Source organism: Paenibacillus sp. ALJ109b, from assembly GCF_010747435.1.
Classification (GTDB): Bacteria; Bacillota; Bacilli; order Paenibacillales; family Paenibacillaceae; genus Paenibacillus; species Paenibacillus taichungensis.
In genome coordinates, this window is sequence record NZ_JAAIFP010000034.1 from 39,422 (window position 1) to 55,764 (window position 16,343).

Here is a 16,343-nt window from a genome sequence, read left to right on the forward strand (position 1 = left end):
ATACCCATGTTGAAATGGTCGGTACTATTTCTAATTATTGCTCTTGTTGCAGGTATTTTTGGATTCTTCGGTATTGTTGAGGCAGCTGCTTCGATTGCCAAAGTACTATTCTTCATCTTTGTTGTACTGTTCGTCATCTCCCTGATTACGGGACGCAGTCGAATGCGATGAATGGGGCTTCCCAATTATGAACAGCATTCGGTACATACAAAAGCCTATCGCGCTTGCAAAAGCCGGTAGGCTTTTGTGCGTTCATAATCTCTTTTTTGCAACAATTCTCCCCCAACCACGTTACGACTTATCTCTATTATGTATTACGCTCCCTTCTCGTCTATTCCATCGCTTCTCCACGATTACATCATAAAAACAGGACCATTATGACATAGCCAACCCGGTTTTCTCCCACCGAAGTATGATATTTACAGGCTCTCCTTATACCCACATATGCTCCAGTTGACACTGGAGAATCCAAGAAAATATTGTTATAATTTGTGATTCAGAAGTAAGCTTGCTTGGTTACTTTTAACACAGGACAACAAACTACATACCTAACCGAGGAGGAAAAACAAATGAAAAAAATCGTAAGTTTTGCCGCTGCTCTGACTTTGATGGGTTCCATGGCTGCTGCCGCAGGTGCTGAGGAAGCGGTTACCGGAACGGTAGCTCCAGAAACGGGAACTCCCACAACCACAACAACGCCGGCTGTTGAAGTGAACAAACCTGCTGTAGACACTGTAGAAGGCACAGCTGAGACCGTAACTGGCACAACAGTAGACACAACGGGTACAGAAGGTACTTCAACGACTACTGAAACAACAACATCAACAACAGATGACAAAATCTTTGATGAGCCTGTAGTGAAAGCAGGAGATGAGGTTCTGGTCCCTACGATGCTGCTCAACCTGTTGGAGCGCACATGGTTCTATGATGCACCAAATGGCAAACCAATCGGTGCACTGGGTTCCCAAGTCATCGATACGACAGGTGAAGTTGTAGATGGTTTCGATGGTGGTCAATGGGTACAAGTGTATACGTGGAAAGGTAAAGCTTGGATCCACGTTGCTATTCAATAGTATCGTATAATCGTTCTAACGATAAGTAAAGAGGACAGCACGCAGGCAGCGGCTGTCCTCTTTTTCATTTCAAATGCGCTTATTTCCGGTTTGTCCCTCCCGATTTCAAGGGCTTCCCGTCTTGCCTTCTTCCATCTTCGGCTCCACATGCACATGTACATGCATAATATTATGTGAACGTTTCAAGCGCTCTTCGACCCGGTCACAGATCTGATGACCTTCGATTAGGCTCAGTCCTCCATCCACCTCAATAACCACATCCACCAGTACATGACTGCCGTGCACACGTGCTTTCACGTCCTTGATCATTTCCACACCAGGAACTCGCGCCACAGATGATCTTAGGTCAGTGAGTTCCTTCTGATCAAATCCGTCTGTCAGACGATGTGTTGAATCACGGAAAATCTCCCAAGCTGTCTTACAAATCAACAGACCTACAGCAATTGCAGCTACTTTGTCCAACCAAGGAAGGCCAAATTGTGCACCGATGATTCCGATCGCAGCACCTATGCTGACCCAGGCATCCGAACGATTATCTTTGGCTGCAGCCATCAGGGCCTGACTATTAATTTGTTTGGCAAGACGATGATTGTAACGATATACGCCCAGCATTACCAGCACACAGACAACTGCAACTGCTGCTGACCACAGGTTTGGTGCTACAAAGTTTCCTTCATACCAGGAACGAACCGCTTCAACCAATACCTGCAGGCCAACCATGGCCATAATAAATGAAGCAATTAGGGCAGCGACTGTTTCCGCTCTAAAGTGACCATAGGCATGATCGGAATCAGGTGGCTTCTGGGATATGCGGAGTCCGATCAATACCGCAACAGACGCAACAATATCTGTAAGGTTATTAAAACCATCCGCCAGCAAAGCGCTGGAAGCAAACAAATATCCGCAGATCAATTTAAAAGCAGACAAGACCAGATAGGCCACAATACTGACCCAAGCTCCGCGCTCTCCTTTGCGTATTTCTTCGTAGGCGTTCAAACCGGGCGACACTCCTTTAACGTTTCGTATTACAGTTGTTCCATGTTACCAAATGCGTACCGTGTGGGTCTATAGAAACAGTGTTGCCAAGCTGCATTGCTGTAGGGAAGCCGAAACAAAGTTGCCAGACCGCAGGGCTGTAGGTAAAGAGAAAAAATGTTGGCCCAGTCAAAAAATGAAGGAATTCAGCATTTTATCAGGTTGCCCTTGTGGGGCTTTTGTAAAACGTATAAAATGAATACATCCCGTCCAATTTGGACGGCTTACTGTAAGACCGGGAGGGAAATAACGATGAGCGATAATAACGAACCGAAAAAGGTCAGTTTGCAGGATGCCATACGCCAGAAACTGGCACAGAAGAAAGAACAGGCAAACACCGGTAACCAATCCAGTGCCTATTTTGAAGGCGGCCCTAAAGCAATGAAGAGCCAAAACAACAAAAAGCCTAACAATCAGCGCCGCCGTACTGGCGGATCCTAGACCGCAAGAAGCTCTTGTATGAGATGTTTCTATGGTTACAGGATCACCCTGTATGACCAAAAAAGAACCGCAAGCCTCCTCTGGAGAGCTTGCGGTTCTTTTTTTATATTAAAACGAATAGTTAACTACGTTAACCATACTCAATGTAGACAGATTAGCTTATCTTAAGCTTCTACCGGATACATTTTGTTACGCAATTCTTTAATTTCGTCACTTTCCAGATACTCATCATAACTCATTTGGCGATCAATAACGCCGTTTGGCGTGATTTCAATAATCCGGTTAGCGATGGTTTGAATGAACTGATGGTCATGGGATGTAAACAGCATAGTGCCGTCAAAATCAATCATACCATTGTTCAGTGCGGTAATGGACTCCAGATCCAAGTGGTTCGTTGGCTCATCCAAAATCAGAGCGTTTGCGCCTGTTTGCATCATTTTCGCCAGCATACAACGAACCTTCTCGCCCCCGGAGAGTACACTTGCTTTTTTCAGGGATTCCTCGCCTGAGAACAACATACGACCCAAGAATCCACGCAGGTATGTTTCATCCTGATCTTTGGAATATTGACGAAGCCAATCCACGAGACTCATATCTACTCCGTCAAAATATTTGGAGTTGTCTTTCGGGAAATAAGCCTGAGTTGTAGTAATACCCCAAGTGTATTCACCACTATCCGCTTCCGTTTCACCCATAAGGATATCAAACAACAACGATTTGGCGTTACCGTTCGGGCCAACAAAGGCAATCTTATCCCCTTTATTCACCACAAAGCTGAGATCATTCAGCATGTTCACACCATCAATTGTTTTGTTGATACGGTCAACGGTCAACAATTGTTTACCCGCTTCACGCTCAGGCTTGAAGTTGATGAACGGATATTTCCGGTTCGATGGACGAAGATCATCCAACGTGATTTTGTCGAGTTGTTTCTTACGTGAAGTCGCCTGCTTCGATTTGGAAGCATTCGCAGAGAAACGTTGAATAAAGGCTTGCAGCTCTTTAATCTTCTCTTCTTTTTTCTTGTTAGCATCACGTTGCAATGCAAGTGCCAATTGGCTGGATTCATACCAGAAATCGTAGTTACCTACGTACAGCTGGATTTTACCGAAATCGATATCTGCAATGTGTGTACATACTTTGTTCAGGAAGTGACGGTCATGGGATACTACAATAACGGTACCTTCATAGTCCATGAGGAAGTTTTCCAGCCATTGAATGGATTCGAGGTCCAAGTGGTTGGTAGGCTCATCGAGCAACAGGTTGTTTGGACGACCAAACAAGGCTTGTGCAAGCAGGACACGAACTTTTTCGTTACCGCTCAGATCAACCATTTTCTTCTCATGCATGTCACGTTCAATACCCAGACCGATCAGGAGAGCCGCTGCATCCGGCTCAGCATCCCAGCCATTCAACTCAGCAAACTCACCTTCAAGCTCACCTGCACGCAAACCATCTTCTTCAGTAAAGTCCGCTTTGGCATACAATGCGTCCTTCTCTTTCATGATGGAATAAAGACGGCTGTGGCCCATAATTACAGTTTCGAGAACCGGATACTCATCATATTCAAAGTGGTTTTGCTTCAAAACGGCCATGCGTTCGCCCGGGGTGATGTGCACCTCTCCCGAGTTTGCTTCAATTTCACCGGACAAAATTTTCAAAAATGTTGATTTGCCGGCTCCGTTGGCGCCGATCAGACCGTAACAGTTGCCTGGCGTGAACTTGATATTCACATCTTCAAAAAGTGCACGTTTTCCGTAGCGGAGCGTGATGCCGCTTGTACTAATCATTAAGCATACCATCCTTTATTTAATATTCTGCATACTGCATGAATAGCAACTTGCATCAATCATGGATTCAATATCCCGAAGCCTATTCTGGCACCATATTATAACACAAAAAAGCGGCAAATTCGAAAATTGGCCGCTTTTTAATCGTTAAAGATTTGGTAAATGTACCGTTCATGCGGGTATACCCTTACATTAGCATATCTAGATCACTTTTGTTAGTCTTGTTTACTTTCTTCGTGCCGGATACGGAGCGTCTCGCCATGTCCCAGCACCCGAATGCGTGCTGCGTTGATTCCCAGTCGTTCCCGTTCCACTTCCATTCGATCAAGTGCTTCCTTCGGTGTGTCATCTGCAAGCTTAAATGTTCCATAATGCATGGGAACCATAAGCTGGGAACCCGTTTCTACAAATCCCTGCAACGCTTCTTCCGGCGTCACATGTTGGGATGTCATGAACCATTCCGGGTCGTACGCACCGATTGGCATCAGGGTAACACCGATGTCGAAGCGTTCTCCGATCGTTTTGAATCCCTGGAAGTATCCTGTATCCCCTACAAAATAAATCACTGGCGGACCGCCAGGAGAATGATCAGCCGGCGCTTCTATTGGATTAATCGTTTCTGCTGCTCGGGGATTTTCATGATCTTGGTCTTCACTCGTCGCGGCACTCTCCTCCGATGGAATGACTGCCGGGTGATTCTGTTCCAAAACATAACCGCCCCAATGGGACGTATTGGTATCGAATAGGGTTCGGCGCGTCCAGTGCTGCGCAGGTACAAAGGTTATTTTGACCCCGCCAAGCGTAATATGTTCCCACCATTTCATCTCATGACACCGATGGAACCCTTTGCGCACCATTTTGCGTTTGAGACCATCGGGAACGATGAGCAGTGTTTTGGCTGTGACCAACTTCCGCAGCGATGCGAGATGCAAATGATCATAGTGTGAATGCGAGATCAAAATGACATCCAGAGGCGGAATATCCTGAATCGGAATGCCAGGGGCACCAAGTCTGCGCTGAAATCCCATTTTTTCGGCCCAGACCGGGTCTGTCACGATGTTTAGTCCATGATATTGAATGAAAAATGTGGAATGACCAATCCAGGTAATCGTGGTTTCAGCCCGGTTGGCGTGCAGATAATCCAGTTCAGGTGGGTGCTTGGGCACGGTGTAGGAATAATCCTTAACTTTGCTGCGCCGTTGCTCCCTCCATTGCTTGAATTCCTTCAGCGTTTTGTCCGTACTTACATTATCAATGTTGTTATAACGGATTTTCGGCATGAAAGGGCCCTCCTCCCCTCCTCGTATCTTAACAAAAGATTACCCCGAATTGGAAAGTACGTACCAACGAATCAATCCTTTGGATTTTTGCATTTCGCCAAGTAGACGAACAAAAATGCAATTGCAGCCACGATAATCAGTGGTGGGGCGTACATAATCGTAAAGGTCTCAAAAAAACTTAATCCCGTTATACCGGGAATACCCGTCACTCCCGCGTCAGAGCTGAGAAGCAACCGTGGAATCATGACGAACAGCATGTTGGGTAGCATGAACGGACTCATCCTTTCTTTTTGCCAGCATTACCTCGCACATAATTGGCATCAAACAGAAACAGCTTCATAATGAGCACAAGTGAAGGAATGAGCACCAGCAGCCCTAGGCTGAACGCCGTAATGAGCGCAATACCCATCGTCTTGTTCGTAAAGCTGTCGTAAATATTAATGTACGGATACAGAATGTATGGAAGATGTGAGCGCCCATAGCCGTACCAGGCAAAGGCAAACTGCAGCATGACGGCGATAAAGCACCAGCCCAAATATTTACGTTTCCATACTAGCGAGACGGCGATTACAAAACAGATAAAAGATGCGATAAACATCCATGAAATATTCAACATCTGCTCAAAGTGTGCGGGATTCTGTTTGTTAATCTGCAAAAATGCCAAAAAGCTGGCAAAGATCGTCGGCAGACTCCATAGGAGCGCATACTCCCGAAGAACTTCAAACGCAGTCTCATCCTCCGCCCGCTTGGCATAGTAGGAAAGAAACATCGCGGAGATATAGAGCACACTTACCAGTGCAAGCAATACAACAGACCAGGTATACGGGTTCGTCAAAAACTCACGCCAGCGAAAAAACACCTGATCGCCCACCTGCTCAATAATTCCACCTTCGGATATCGCCAAAATGGTGGAAAACACCGCCGGAATCAGCAATCCCGTCGCTCCGTACAATGCCATATAGATTCGGCTGTTCTGCCCATGGTTCCCATAAGTATTATAGGCGTAGTACACGCCCCTGATCGCAAGCAGCACAATCGCCAATGAACCCGGAACAAGCAACGCTGTCCCGTAATAAAAAGCGCTATCCGGATAAAATCCGACCAACCCGACAACAAAAAAGATCAGAAACACATTCGTCACTTCCCACACGGGTGAGAGATAGCGCTGAATAATGTTATGAATTTTGTTCTCGTGCCCCGTTAATATGCTGTAAAAGCTGAAAAATCCGGCTCCAAAATCAATCGAAGCCACAATCAGATATCCAAACAGAAACGTCCACAAAATTGCGATGCCCGCTATTTCAAAACTCAATGCACGATCCCTCCTTCCAGACCGAGAGACTCCAGTTCCTTCTCTGCTTCCTTGTTACGAAACAGCTTGCTGAGTACCCGAATAGCTGAAAAGCAAAGGATCAGGTACAGCAGAATAAACAGAACCAGCATCCAGCCTACGGAGGATGATGTTGTTGCTGCCTCCGACACCTTCATGTACCCGCGCAATATCCATGGCTGTCTGCCGACCTCGGCGAACATCCAGCCTAGCTCAATAGCAATCATGGCCAGTGGGCCAAGCAGGACGATACCGAGCAAGAGCCACTTAGGATAAGGTTTGCGCCCCGGAAGCCAGCGGCGGAACACATAAAGCACCGGAATTAGCAGAATGATCACGCCGGTCGTTACTTTCAGGTCAAACATATAGTGAATAGACAACGGCGGCCTCAAATCGGCCGGAAATTCTTCGAGCCCTTTCACTTCCGTATCCGGTCTGTTTCCCGCCAGTATGCTGAGCGCATAGGGAATCTCGATGGCATATTTCACTTCATTGTTCTCGTCAAGAATTCCCCCATAGACCAGCGGCGCTTTCGTCATCGTTTTGAAATGCCACTCTGCCGCTGCCAGCTTCTCCGGCTGGTATTTCGCTAGAAATTTACCGGAAGAATCTCCGATCATGACGGTGCTGACCGCAAATACGAGCGCACATACCGTAGTAAGCTTAAGTGCCTTTTTGTAATACACATGATCCCGCCCCCGAAGCAAGCTGAATGCAGCGATGCCTGCCAATATACCCGCACTCAATGTGTATGACGAGGCGAGCACGTGAGATACCTTGGTCGGGGTAGCTGGATTCAGCATTGCAGCAATCGGATGGATGTCCTTCATGATGCCATTAATTAGGGTAAACCCCTGAGGTTGGTTCATAAAAGAATTCACTGTTGTAATGAATACCGCAGAAGCAGAGGATCCCAGTGCCACCGGAATCAACAGCAGCATATGGGTATATTTCTTTTTGAATCGGTCCCATGTGTAGAGGTAAATACCAAGAAAGATCGCCTCCACAAAAAAGGCGAATGTCTCCATAAACAGCGGCAAAGCAATGGCCTGCCCCGCTACCCGCATAAACATTGGCCACAAGAGACTGAGCTGTAAACCGATTGAGGTGCCTGTAACCACACCTACGGCAACGGTAATGACGAAACCTCGCGCCCATCTGCGCGCGAGCAAGGTGTAATGGATATCATTGGTGCGCAGCCCGCGCCATTCAGCCAAGGCGATCATGAGTGGAACACCTACACCAATGGAGGCAAAAATGATATGCACAAACAAGGTTAGACCGGTCAGCATCCGGCTGAGCAGAACAGGGTCCAGGGATGACATGGGGTTACACTCCTCTTTCACTTAATCGTTATGTACGACTTCATATCGCCTGTGTGACAATATGCCTCAATAACTCATGATCCGGATAATACTTTTGACAACGGCATACAGCACGATCACGGCTGCGACCAGGCAGACGATAATAAGGGTTTTCTCTTGTTTACGGAACATAGACCTGCCGTCCTCCTTTTGCATGGCATGCAAATTATGGCTCTATAGACAGTTTGCAAAAGAAGTTGTTTTTTTATCCGGGAAATTTTGAAAAACAAAAAAGCCTTTATCTAATTCAGGATAAAAGCATCCTATTAGACAAAGGCTTCTCTTGCCTTACAAAAGTTCGTCTTGCTTAGGCAATCGAACCTTGAACGTGCTTCCTTTGTGCGGTGCGGATATAAAGGTAAGCGTTCCCTGGTGGTCCTCTACAATTTTGCGCGAAATGTAAAGCCCCAGTCCAGTCCCGCCAATCTGACGATGATCCGAATTGTCCACACGATAAAACTTCGTAAATAGCAGGTCCTGCACGTTCTCTGGAATACCTATTCCATAATCACGTACATCGATGCATAACCATTCTTTTTCTTCCCACAGTGTAATATCAATTCGGTCTGCTCCAGGTGAGTACTTGACTGCATTACCAACCAAATTATGCAGCAACTGAACCATCCGATTCTGGTCGGCGTAAGCAAAAAAGTCTCCATTAAACGCATGAACATAGATACGCTGAATGGATTGCATATTCCATTGCTCAGCAACACCCTCAACCAACTCAAGCAACGGTACGTACGTCTTATGGTAGGTCATGCCTTCATTGTCCAGACGTTGAATATCAAGTACATCATCCAGCAGACTACTCAGCCGTGCGCCTTCCGAAGAAATGGTTTCCATGAAGTCCTGACGCTGTGAGGCGGGAAGATCATACATCATCATTAGTTCCACATAGCCCATAATGGTCGCTACAGGGGTACGAAGCTCGTGGGACACCACGCTGATCAGTTCGTTTTTCATCCGATTCAGGCGTTCTTCCTCCGTACGATCGCGGAACACCAGAAGAAAACCATGGTTTTTACCGGGAACATCCATTTGCTTCATGTACAGGGAAAATACACTCTTTTCCACATCATTGAATATAAATTCAGTTTCCACAAAGGCCAGTTCTCCGTTCAGAAAAGCACGAGTCTGCTCCACCAAATTGAAATCGGCGGTTAACACCAGAGTATCAATGGCATTGGCTAAATCTACGATGGATCTGCCCGAAAAATCTCCGAGGCCAAACATTTCTTCAATTCTTCTGTTAACTATCGTTATGGTGCCGGAACGATCAGACATGACCAGACCTTCCCGAACAGATTCAATGAAATGCTCGCTGATATCCCGCTGTTCCTGAATGGCAATTTTTTCATGAAACAGCTCCGCATTTAGCTTCTCCAGAGCCAGCGCATGACGTACACGGTCTTCTTCAGCCCTTGTGCGCTCGGTAATATCCTTGATAAATAAGTTATACAGTGTTTCGTTATTTCCCAATTGGATTTCTACGATCTTGTATTCAATCGGAAAAACCGAACCGTCCCGGCGGATACCTGAAATCTCTTCGACGATGACATGCCGTTTACCCCGAATATACTCGCATTGGTTCAGCATTTCCTTGATTTCCATACAGCTCGCTCCCTGAAAAAGGGATGGGGCCTCTTTTTCTAATACAACCTCTTCCCGTTTCAATCCAAACATTCTTTCGGCTTCTGGATTAAACTCGATAATCAGTCCGTTTAAATCCACAGCAATAATGGCATCAATAGATGAATCTATGATTGCCCGTTTGATTTCTTCACTATTCTTCAGCTCTTTGGTTCGTTCCCTGACCCTGTCTTCCAGCGTAAGCTTGTCCTGGCGTATCTGCTCGAATTGTTCAAGGAGCACATCGGCCATTTTGCGCAAATTGCCAATTAGAATCTGCACTTCGGTAACGTGGCTGGTCGGCCAATCCATCTTACCATTACGAAATAACAGTCTGGGAAGGGAGCCTGTCATGCGTGTGAGGCGTTTCATTGGACTTACGACTTTCTTGCTAAGTGGGGCAGCCACAATCATGGAAGTCACGAAAATGATAAACAGAGATTGAAGCGTAGTCAGATAGATCGACTCAATACGTTTGTAATAATTGGCTGAGTTGGTCTCAACAAAAACTCGATAAGGAGTACTTGTGGTCATATCTGCTTCATACATAAACGATGCCTGTTTCCAGTGAGTAAGCACATCGCTATAATAAGCATCCCCGGAATGGAATAGGATACTGTTCTCCCCTGGCTTGAGAAAACGATACTTGTTGATATCCAGGTAATCTCCCTTCCGAAGCGTATCCAATCCAGAAGCTACAACCTTATTATATGGATCCAGTATGATGACATTTACATCCAGTAGATGATGATAACGCTCCATGCTCTGGTGCATGTTCTCTTCCGTTAGATATTGTTCATTCAAATCCTTGATCACGGCATTCGCAGCGTGTTTTAAATTAGATACGATGGAGTTATTGATCTGACCTAGCTGTCTCCGACTGTCGGCCGACAACAGAGCAAGAGAGACAACGACTACAAAGGATACGACGTATTTAAATGCAATTCGTGTGAGCGGAATGGTTCCTGTTCGTTTCGACTTCAACTCGCCATTTGTAATCCAGAAGTCTACCACAATACCTGCAATCAGCGCGTTAACCATACTGGTCACAGCGACATGCATGTATGTATATTTTAATTCTTCAAGATTCATGCCCATAATGTACCCATAACAGGTCACTGGCAATAACATCGCAACCCAGAATGCAGCATTGGCCTTCATGACACTTCCATGCTTCCATCGGATCTGCCATCCCAGCATCCAGATTAATTCAATAGTATGAGCGCCAATCATAAAAAAACTATTTGGGACTAGACCCCCGAATAACACACCCAAAGTACAGATTGCTATCAAAGAAGTGAACCCGTATATGGCTCCATGTAAGCGCAAGGCAATAAAAGTTGCTGCTGTGCCGAACAACAGCTGTACCCCGTAAAAAAGAGTCAACGGAAAGATCGTTCCCAGCGTACCCAGGATAACAAGTATAGCCGTACCCAACCACGGAATACGGAGTTTGATCACCATCCACTCCAACACCTTATTTACCCTTATGTAGTCCACAGGCAGCCGTCCTTATGATTGATTTCTATGTTTGCATTCAACAACAACGTTGGTACCTCCTATGGATTAAAGCTCGTAAGATCTACTTAATTTCCCTGAAACCGTTCTGATACATTATACTGTAATTACTACTCGATGTAGCTTTGGGAAATTTTGAATGATCGGCAAATGAGCTGCATTCATGGTAAAATACTGAAGTTTGGCCTCAACTCTATAGAACTTACTACATATGCATCCTATATTCTGAAATACAAACATTAAAATTTTTGCAGCATTTCCACACAAATTACGCCATTTTTCTAGAAGTTTCTTAACAAATTTATTTCATCAGGAGTGTGACCTCAATGTCTATCAAAGTTCTTCTTATAGAAGATGAGAAAAATCTGGCCGACATGATTGCTTTCTTTCTTGAGGAGGAGGGTTACATAACTGAACGGGTTCATCATGCACGCGAAGCACTTCAACTTTTTCCACGATTCCAGCCCGATATTGTAGTGACTGACTTGATGCTGCCTGAAACAGACGGTAATGAACTGGTTGATGCGTTTCGCCAGCACTCAATTGTACCCATATTGATGATCTCGGCCAGCACCATGTTGAATGATCGGCTCCGAGCATTACACAATGGTGCAGATGATTTCCTTTGTAAACCCTTTAGTCTGAAAGAGCTTGATGCGCGTATTAAGGCATTACTGCGCAGATCGGCTATCTCCTACCCTGAAAAACCGATAAAAGAGGACAAACCTGCCGAAGTTGTCGGACATGTCAGTGTGAATGAGTACAGAAGAACTTTGTTTGTGGATGGCATTGAAATCGAGGTCACTCATATTGAGTTTGAAATCATGAAGGAATTGTACCGAAATCCCGGTAAAGTGTTCACCCGCAATGAACTCATGGATCGAATTAAAGGCTCAGAACGGGCATATCTGGACCGCACAATCGATGTACACATCTCCAGTCTGCGTAAAAAAATTGAACCCGACCCCAAAAATCCAAAGTATATCAAGACGGTTTGGGGAACGGGATATAAATACGTCATTTAGTACACGCCGAAATGAATAATGGCTCATGTCCTCTCCCTGTCATCGTCTCATCGACTGAGTTGAGGGCTGAGCTGTTTTTGTTTTGTATGCAAAAGAATGCAGCCACCGCTGGATTTCCACGATCAGACTGTCTGGTTCCTTCTCATGCCAAAGGATCATCTTTATCAGTCCCGTACCCGTAATAAGCTGCAAATGGCGCTTGCGAATCAGGGATTGGAAATCCGTAATTACCAGTAAAGGAATCTGAGGCATAAATGCCCGAATGGCATTGGCTGCTGATACGGCTTGCCCGGCGTCCTGATAATCGACAATACAATAATGAGCTTTGCCCCATTCCTCCCCCTCCTCGTTATTCACGTTCTTTTCTCTCTTCATTGCAGAATCCCTCTGCCCGTCTGTTATCCAATCATTCAACAATTCAATCATATTGACATAATCAATACCACGACTTCCGTCCGAAAGTACGGTAATGGGTTCCATAGCAATAACCTCCAGTTCTTTCTCTCTTCTTATTGTGCCAATCTTCATTTAAAAATGTTCGTGTATGAACATAAAAGAAGTGTTAACTATCTTCGTACTTCTTCACAAACTATGTAAGGTTCATTACCCATTTCGCAGTTTGCGGTAATTCATGTAAAATAGGGATATGCCCGTGCTCATTGCGGGAACTTTAAGAATGAATCCGGTACAGGAGGTTATGAACCGATGAATATTGTTTCAATTGAACCAACACCCAGTCCCAATACGATGATGCTGCATCTGGACGAACGTCTGGAGGACGGGATCCGCAGAACATATACACTGGATAACGAACGGTCTGCTCCGGCTTTTATTCGCCAGATGCTTCATATTCCCGGAGTAAAAAGTGTATTCCACACGACCGACTTCGTAGCGCTAGACCGCAAGGGAAATGCGGATTGGTCCGTCATTCTTGGCGAAGTTCAAAGTCGTCTTGGCCAGCAGGGTATTGATCTGGACTGGATTGAATCTGAAGATGCCTCTGGTGAACACTTCGGCGAAGCACAGGTATTCGTTCAATTCTTCAGAGGTGTGCCGATGCAAATTCGGGTCAAAGCCGGCACCAAGGAAGAGCGGATTTCGCTCTCGGATCGGTTCGTTAAAGCCGTTACCGAAGTCGCCAGCGCAACGCTAATCAAGGAACGGAAACTAAGTGATTATGGCGTCCGCTACGGGGAATTACCTGATATTGCACGGGAAGTTGAACAGGAGCTGGAAGCAGCATATCCCCCTGATCGTCTGGAACGCGTAATTCAACAAGCCATTGAGCACGGCACCAATGCCGAAGAGTTCGTGGAACGTCGCCGCCAGCTGGATGGTGCCGAGCTTGAAGAGGCTCTGCATAATGAGGACTGGAATGTTCGCTACGCTGCATTTGATGGTATGGAGCCTACAGCAGAACGACTGCCACTCGTTGCCCATGCACTTCATGACAATAAAATGCAGATTCGCCGACTGGCTGTTGTATATCTAGGGGATATCCGTACACCGGAAGCGATGGAACTGCTGTACGAAGCTCTGCAGGATAGTTCACCTGCTGTACGTCGGACTGCCGGAGATACCCTCTCCGATATCGGTGATCCTGCAGCAACGGCAGCCATGACAGCTACGTTATCCGATAAAAGCAAGCTTGTACGCTGGCGTGCGGCCCGCTTCCTCTACGAAGTGGGAACCGAAGAAGCTGAGCAAGCTCTGCGGAAGGCAGCCGAAGATCCTGAGTTTGAAGTCAGCCTGCAAGCCAAAATGGCACTGGAACGGATTGAATCCGGGGAACAGGCAGCCGGAACCGTATGGCAACAGATGGCTGGGCGTAACAAGACGTCGGAATAGTCCTTTCGATTCATATCCAACAATTGTTATTGCACTGGAATACCATGGGGGTTATACTGATTGTCTGTTTACTAAACAGAACATTGAGTGTTACGTTCTGTGATTTATAATTTCATAGACAATAGATACACCTCATCCATGTTGATGAGGTAGAGGTCGCGGGTGCGATCAGTACGCTGAAGGAGGCGCTAAGGAGCCGCTTATGAATTCAGCCGAAAGGTGCACCCGCCGAAGCCCGCAGGACGGTTCCTTACGTTGTCCAGCGCGGCTGGGGCTGTTGCCGAAAGGTGCAGAACTGTCACAGATGTATGATGCCTTCCTCGGAGGGTATGATTTCTTCTGTGTTGAGCTATCTTAAACATTTGGGACGAGGTGCGGACGATTGATAATAAAGACCGCAGGCTAATGCCTGTGGTCTTTTGTGTTATTTTCCATTGTTCTGAACCCATTAGTACGCTGAAAGAAGGAGTGTTTCCATGCAAGACCGCAACAACCAAACCAACACAGGACCTACCCTGAAAAAAGGATTACGCGCACGGCATATGACCATGATTGCACTCGGTGGATCCATTGGTACAGGACTGTTCCTCGCAAGCGGAACTGCCATTTCCAATGCAGGCCCCGGCGGTGCACTGATTGCTTACGTTGCCGTCGGCATCATGGTCTTCTTTCTAATGACCAGTCTCGGAGAGCTGGCTACCTTCATGCCTGACTCCGGTTCATTCAATACGTATGCGGCCCGCTTCGTCGATCCAGCCCTTGGGTTCGCCATGGGTTGGAACTTCTGGTACAACTGGGCCGTCACCATTGCGGCAGAACTCGCTGCGGCAACCGTACTCATCAAATACTGGTTCCCTGACAGTTCATCCATGTTGTGGAGTCTGTTGTTCCTCGTATTAATCTTTGCCCTAAATGTGTTGTCTGTTAAAGGGTATGGAGAGTCGGAGTACTGGTTCGCCATTATCAAAGTCGCTACAGTGATCATCTTCCTTACCGTTGGTGTGCTCATGATCTTCGGCATTATCGGTGGAGAAGCGGTAGGATTCAGCAACTTTACTGTTGGAGACGCACCATTCCATGGCGGATTCTTTGCGGTTCTCGGTGTATTTATGGCTGCAGGATTCTCTTTCCAAGGAACGGAGCTCATTGGTGTCGCAGCCGGTGAGAGCGAAAATCCGCGTGAAAATGTCCCTCGTGCTATTCGGCAAGTGTTCTGGCGTATTCTGATCTTCTACATTCTGGCGATTACAGTCATCAGTCTGATCATTCCTTACACACATCCGAATCTGCTTAAAGGTGATCTGAACAACATCGGAGTTAGTCCGTTTACTCTTGTCTTTGAAAAAGCGGGGCTGGCCATTGCTGCTTCCGTCATGAATGCCGTTATTCTGACCTCTGTACTGTCTGCCGGGAATTCAGGCATGTATGCTTCAAGTCGTGTTCTGTATGCTCTTGCCCGGGATGGCAAAGCGCCTCGCTTCCTGGGTCGACTGAACAAAAAGGGCATTCCAATGAATGCCCTGCTCTTGACCACAGCGGTGGGTATGCTCGCTTTTCTAGCCTCCCTTTTCGGTGATGGTATTGTATACACTTGGCTGCTTAATGCATCCGGTATGTGTGGGTTTATCACCTGGCTCGGCATTGCCATCAGCCATTATCGTTTCCGCCGTGCGTATGTGGCCCAAGGTCGGGATTTGAACGATCTACCCTACCGTGCACGCTGGTTCCCATTCGGCCCGATCTTTGCTTTTGTGTTATGCATCATCGTCATTATTGGACAGAACTATCAGGCGTTCACGGGCGATCAGATCGATTGGAGCGGAGCCCTCGTCGCTTACTTAAGCGTTCCGCTGTTCCTTATTTTATGGCTGGGTTATAAATTTATTAAGAAAACAAAAGTTATACCATTACAGGAATGTGATTTTACAACAACAAATGAATAACGATATTGCACAGGCAACCTTCTTCCGCTGGAGAGAAGGTTGCCTTTTTGGTTCGTCCAAGTTT

At 46.3% G+C, this 16,343-nt stretch carries 14 protein-coding genes and 1 riboswitch; of the genes, 6 read left to right on the forward strand and 8 right to left on the reverse strand.

Annotated features, from left to right (window positions below; genetic code table 11):
• Nucleotides 1–6: 6 nt before the first annotated feature.
• Entirely contained in the window at nt 7–171 is a 165-nt protein-coding gene (locus G3352_RS27705; RefSeq protein WP_017692264.1) for a DUF1328 domain-containing protein, read from the forward strand.
• A 398-nt stretch (nt 172–569) separates the two neighbouring features.
• Nucleotides 570–1,073 carry a hypothetical protein gene (locus G3352_RS27710; RefSeq protein ID WP_163761313.1) on the forward strand — a complete coding sequence of 168 codons (504 nt, stop codon included), beginning with the start codon at nt 570–572 and terminating at the stop codon, nt 1,071–1,073.
• A gap of 105 nt (nt 1,074–1,178) precedes the next feature.
• Here the strand turns inward: G3352_RS27710 and G3352_RS27715 are convergent, their stop codons facing one another.
• Entirely contained in the window at nt 1,179–2,069 is an 891-nt protein-coding gene (locus G3352_RS27715; RefSeq protein ID WP_163761314.1) for a cation diffusion facilitator family transporter, read from the reverse strand.
• A 291-nt stretch (nt 2,070–2,360) separates the two neighbouring features.
• On the opposite strand from G3352_RS27715, the gene G3352_RS27720 reads away from it, so the two are divergent.
• On the forward strand, nt 2,361–2,549 hold the full coding sequence (locus tag G3352_RS27720; RefSeq protein WP_063566591.1) for a hypothetical protein: 189 nt from the start codon (nt 2,361–2,363) through the stop codon (nt 2,547–2,549).
• 164 nt (nt 2,550–2,713) lie between these two features.
• Here the strand turns inward: G3352_RS27720 and G3352_RS27725 are convergent, their stop codons facing one another.
• The 6 genes from G3352_RS27725 to G3352_RS27750 all read right to left on the reverse strand — a co-directional run bounded on the left by G3352_RS27725 (nt 2,714) and on the right by G3352_RS27750 (nt 11,409).
• Nucleotides 2,714–4,339: an ABC-F family ATP-binding cassette domain-containing protein gene (locus G3352_RS27725; RefSeq protein WP_076291255.1), complete on the reverse strand. Its 1,626-nt coding sequence runs from the start codon at nt 4,337–4,339 to the stop codon at nt 2,714–2,716.
• Between the two features lie 215 nt (nt 4,340–4,554).
• Nucleotides 4,555–5,619 carry an MBL fold metallo-hydrolase gene (locus G3352_RS27730; RefSeq protein ID WP_163761315.1) on the reverse strand — a complete coding sequence of 355 codons (1,065 nt, stop codon included), beginning with the start codon at nt 5,617–5,619 and terminating at the stop codon, nt 4,555–4,557.
• A 71-nt stretch (nt 5,620–5,690) separates the two neighbouring features.
• Complete coding sequence (gene cydS, locus G3352_RS27735; RefSeq protein ID WP_205525100.1) at nt 5,691–5,900, reverse strand: cytochrome bd oxidase small subunit CydS family protein; 210 nt, start codon at nt 5,898–5,900, stop codon at nt 5,691–5,693.
• A complete protein-coding gene (locus tag G3352_RS27740; RefSeq protein ID WP_076291252.1) occupies nt 5,897–6,931 on the reverse strand; it encodes a cytochrome d ubiquinol oxidase subunit II in 1,035 nt (344 codons plus the stop codon). Before G3352_RS27740 ends, cydS begins: the two co-directional genes overlap by 4 nt.
• Nucleotides 6,928–8,274, reverse strand: coding sequence for a cytochrome ubiquinol oxidase subunit I (locus tag G3352_RS27745; protein WP_163761316.1), 1,347 nt, complete (start codon nt 8,272–8,274; stop codon nt 6,928–6,930). The genes G3352_RS27740 and G3352_RS27745 overlap by 4 nt, the downstream gene beginning before the upstream one ends.
• 327 nt (nt 8,275–8,601) lie before the next feature.
• Nucleotides 8,602–11,409, reverse strand: coding sequence for a PAS domain-containing sensor histidine kinase (locus G3352_RS27750; protein WP_163761317.1), 2,808 nt, complete (start codon nt 11,407–11,409; stop codon nt 8,602–8,604).
• 380 nt (nt 11,410–11,789) lie between these two features.
• On the opposite strand from G3352_RS27750, the gene G3352_RS27755 reads away from it, so the two are divergent.
• Nucleotides 11,790–12,488 carry a response regulator transcription factor gene (locus G3352_RS27755; protein ID WP_163761318.1) on the forward strand — a complete coding sequence of 233 codons (699 nt, stop codon included), beginning with the start codon at nt 11,790–11,792 and terminating at the stop codon, nt 12,486–12,488.
• 39 nt (nt 12,489–12,527) lie between these two features.
• On the opposite strand, the gene G3352_RS27760 is transcribed toward G3352_RS27755, so the two are convergent.
• Nucleotides 12,528–12,968: a hypothetical protein gene (locus G3352_RS27760; RefSeq protein ID WP_163761319.1), complete on the reverse strand. Its 441-nt coding sequence runs from the start codon at nt 12,966–12,968 to the stop codon at nt 12,528–12,530.
• Nucleotides 12,969–13,193: 225 nt separating this feature from the next.
• Here G3352_RS27760 and G3352_RS27765 point away from each other — a divergent pair, with 225 nt between their 5' ends.
• Together G3352_RS27765 and G3352_RS27775 are read left to right on the forward strand one after the other, a co-directional pair.
• Nucleotides 13,194–14,336 carry a virulence factor gene (locus tag G3352_RS27765; RefSeq protein ID WP_163761320.1) on the forward strand — a complete coding sequence of 381 codons (1,143 nt, stop codon included), beginning with the start codon at nt 13,194–13,196 and terminating at the stop codon, nt 14,334–14,336.
• A 142-nt stretch (nt 14,337–14,478) separates the two neighbouring features.
• Nucleotides 14,479–14,696, forward strand: a riboswitch (Lysine riboswitch).
• 116 nt (nt 14,697–14,812) lie between these two features.
• Complete coding sequence (locus G3352_RS27775) at nt 14,813–16,279, forward strand: amino acid permease (protein WP_163761322.1); 1,467 nt, start codon at nt 14,813–14,815, stop codon at nt 16,277–16,279.
• The last annotated feature ends 64 nt before the right edge of the window (nt 16,280–16,343 follow it).